The sequence below is a fragment of the Sandarakinorhabdus sp. genome (assembly GCF_041689835.1).
Classification (GTDB): Bacteria; Pseudomonadota; Alphaproteobacteria; order Sphingomonadales; family Sphingomonadaceae; genus Sandarakinorhabdus.
In genome coordinates this window covers 1-3,253 of sequence record NZ_JBDNFM010000178.1, presented here as the reverse complement: position 1 = coordinate 3,253, position 3,253 = coordinate 1, and the positions used below count along the sequence as shown (strand labels likewise).

The following is a 3,253-nucleotide window of genomic DNA, read 5'->3' as shown; positions in this document are numbered from 1 at the left end:
CGCGGCCGCCGGCGACCTGTGGCTCTATCGTACCCCGATCCTGCATCGCTCAGCGCGGGCTGCTACACCGGGCCGGCGGCGCGTGTTGCAGATGGACTTTTGCGCCGATGTCTTACCGGCCGGGTTGCAGTGGGCCGATTGAGCGCCTGACCGCCGCCCATCGCCTTCCCGCCGTTGGCACACCAACTCGAAGCAAAGACCTTCGTCGCCCCGTACTTGATCCGGGGCCGAGCTGTCTTGATTTTTCCTGCGCCGAAGTAAAGCGGGGCCCCGGATCAAGTCCGGGGCGGCGGGGGAGGCGAGGGGTTTCGTGACGGCGCGGGTGTGGGCCGGCAGTGGCGGCCTGCGCGAATTGTGTGCGGTGCCTCGACATGCTCGCCATGAGCGGGTTGGGGCAGGTTGGCTGGTTGGGGCCGGGCCGGGCGGGGGAAGCCTGGCGCTGGTTGCGGCGGGCGCCCACCCCTCCGCCTCGCTGTGCTCGGCACCTCCCCTAGGAGGGAAGGATTGGCGGTGGGGGGTGACGCTGCGCCCGTGCGCCGCTACACCCGATCCATGCTCTCACCTCGCACCACCCGCACTGTCCGTTGGCTCCATCTGTGGACAGGCGTTTTCGTTGGTATTCAGATCATATTGTGGGTGGCTTCGGGCCTGGTCATGGTGGCGCGGCCGATGGATGCGGTGCGCGGAACCGATGTGCGGCGGCCGCCGCCAGCGCTCAGTGTGCCGGCGGGGTTGCCAGCGCTGAAGGGCGTGGAAAAACTCGAGCTGGCCAGTCTGCTTGGCAAACCGGTGTGGAAGCTGACAGACGGGCAGGGCAAGCGGCTGATCGATGCGGGCAGCGGCCAGCCCATCGTCATCACGGCGGCGCAGGCCGAAGCGATTGCGCGGGCTGGTACCACGCTTGCGGGGCCGGTGCGGGTCAACGCGGTGAGCCCGGCCAATCCGGCCAGCGACTGGCGCGAAACGGCAGGATACCGGGTGGAATTTGCCGATGATGTGCGTGTGTATATCACCAGCCAGGGCGAAATCGGTGCGGTGCGCACGCCGTGGTGGCGGTTTTACGATCTGTTCTGGGGCCTGCACATCATGGACTGGCAGGACCGCGAGAACACCCATGGCCCGGTGATCATCATCTTTACCTTGCTGTCGCTGGGCGTGGTGCTCACCGGGGCGTTGCTGACCGTGCGGCATTTCTGGCGGCGATGATTGCGCTTGCTCCGATCATGGCGCCGCCCATGGCGCTGCCGCCGCTGGAGCCAGTGCTGGCCGCAATCGACATGGCGGGGGTGGCGGTATTTGCCGTTTCCGGCGCGCTGGCGGCGGCGCGGATAAAGCAGACGATTGTGACCTTTGCGTTTTTCGCCGTCATCACCGCTATTGCCGGCGGAACACTGCGCGATCTGCTCATTGGCGCGCCGGTGTTCTGGGTTGGCCGGTCGGATTATCTGGGCATCTGCCTGGCGGCGGCGGCAGCGGTGTGGCTGCTGAGGGCGGATCGTTGGCGACTGGATGCGCTATTGTGGTTCGATGCGGTTGGGCTGGGCGCCTACAGCGTACTCGGCGCGACCAAGGCGATGAGCCTGGGAGTGCCGGCGCTGCCATCAGTTGGCATGGGCGTGCTGACGGCGAGTTTTGGCGGGATTGTGCGCGATCTGCTGGCGGGGGAGCCTTCGGTGCTGCTGCGCCGCGAAATCTATGTGTCGGCCGCGGCGCTGGGGGCGGGAACCTATGTGGGGCTTACGCTTGCGGGTCTGGCGATGTGGCCAGCGGCGATTGCCGGCGCGGCTGCCGGTTTTGGCCTGCGCGCGCTGGCAATCGCCACCGGGTTGAAACTGCCCGGTTACCGGGGCGACTGAAGCAGCTTTGCCGCTAGCCCTTCCGTTTGCCGGGCCGCGGCTGGGCGGGGGGAACCGGCCATGGTGCATTCGATGCACAGCGCCTGCATCGTGGCGCCCTTGCCGGAGGCCAGCCAGCCCAGATCGTTCACCGCCGTGAGCAGACGCAGGCGCGAGGCCTGCACCAGCCGCGCCCACGGATCGCGGGCCGTATTCGCCTGTTCCTCGCTTTCGGTGCTGCCGAAGCTTTCCAGCGCCTGCTGCCAGGCCGGCACCGGCTTTTCAATGTTGATCACACGGATCTCGCCCTTCAGCCCGGCCTTGGCGGCGGCTGCAGCGACGGCGGCATCGAGCCCGCCAAACTTGTCCACCAGCTTCAGTTGCTGGGCCTGCGTGCCGGCCCACACACGGCCCTGCGCGATGCGGTCAACCTCGGCCTCCGGCAGCTTGCGGGCGGCCGCCACCAACGCGATGAAGCGGCGATAGGTGTTTTCCACGCCCATCTGCAGCACTTGGGCAACCTGCGGCGACAGGCCGGCAACCACATCGGGTTCACCGCTGTAGGGGGTGGTTTTCACGCCGTCGCTGTTGATGCCGAGATCGTTCAGCGCGCGCGGGAAGCTGGGCAAGATGGCAAACACGCCGATCGAGCCGGTTATGGTGGAAGGCTGCGCGAAAATCTCGTCTGCCGCGGTGCCGACCCAATAACCGCCGCTGGCCGCAACCGGACCGAAGCTGGCAACGACGGGCAGGCCATCGGCCTTGGCGGAAAGCAACGCGGCGCGGATTTCTTCGGACGCGGTGACAGAACCGCCGCCGGAATCGACCCGCACCACCAGCGCCTTGATGTCGTCGTTCTTGGCCAGCGCTTCTTCCAGCGCCTGGCGAATGGTGGCGCTGCCGGCGGTGCCGCGCGGTGCTTCGCCATCGACGATGTTGCCGGTGACATAGACGACGCCGACGGCATCGCCGCGTTCACCCATCGTTCGCCCCGTGGCCGACAGGTAATTGGCCAGCGTGACGCCGCTGTAGTGGCCCCATTCGCTCAGATCATCTTCGCCGACCAGCTTGATCATGGCGGCGTCGAAATCCTCGCGGCTGCCCAGTTGATCGACCAGCCCGGCATCGAGCGCGGCCTTGGCGCTGTCGCCGCCGAACTTGCCCATGCGTTGCGGCAACTGGGCGATATAGGCAGCCACATCGGCCTTTGGCCGCAGGCGTTTGGCATCGGAAAGCCAGCTGCCCCACAAGCTGCCCGCCAGCGCCTGATCGGCTGCCTTGGCTTCGGGTGAGGCGCTGGTGCGGGTGAACGGTTCGACGAAGGATTTGTAGGTGCCGACGCGGAAGACGTTGACATCGATCTGCAGTTTTTCGAGGGCGCGGGCGAAATAAAGCCGCGATCCGCCCGGGCCGGTGAT

At 67.0% G+C, this 3,253-nt stretch carries 3 protein-coding genes; 2 read left to right on the top strand and 1 reads right to left on the bottom strand.

The features are described from left to right. The first annotated feature begins 552 nt into the window (after window positions 1–552). Together ACESL8_RS09485 and ACESL8_RS09480 are read left to right on the top strand one after the other, a co-directional pair. A complete protein-coding gene (locus tag ACESL8_RS09485) occupies window positions 553–1,206 on the top strand; it encodes a hypothetical protein (RefSeq protein WP_372918172.1) in 654 nt (217 codons plus the stop codon). Beyond that, window positions 1,203–1,856: a trimeric intracellular cation channel family protein gene (locus tag ACESL8_RS09480; RefSeq protein WP_372918170.1), complete on the top strand. Its 654-nt coding sequence runs from the start codon at window positions 1,203–1,205 to the stop codon at window positions 1,854–1,856. Before ACESL8_RS09485 ends, ACESL8_RS09480 begins: the two co-directional genes overlap by 4 nt. On the opposite strand, the gene sppA is transcribed toward ACESL8_RS09480, so the two are convergent. Beyond that, on the bottom strand, window positions 1,841–3,253 hold a 1,413-nt coding region (sppA, locus tag ACESL8_RS09475), incomplete at its 5' end, for a signal peptide peptidase SppA (RefSeq protein WP_372918168.1). The two genes, ACESL8_RS09480 and sppA, sit on opposite strands and share 16 nt — an antisense overlap.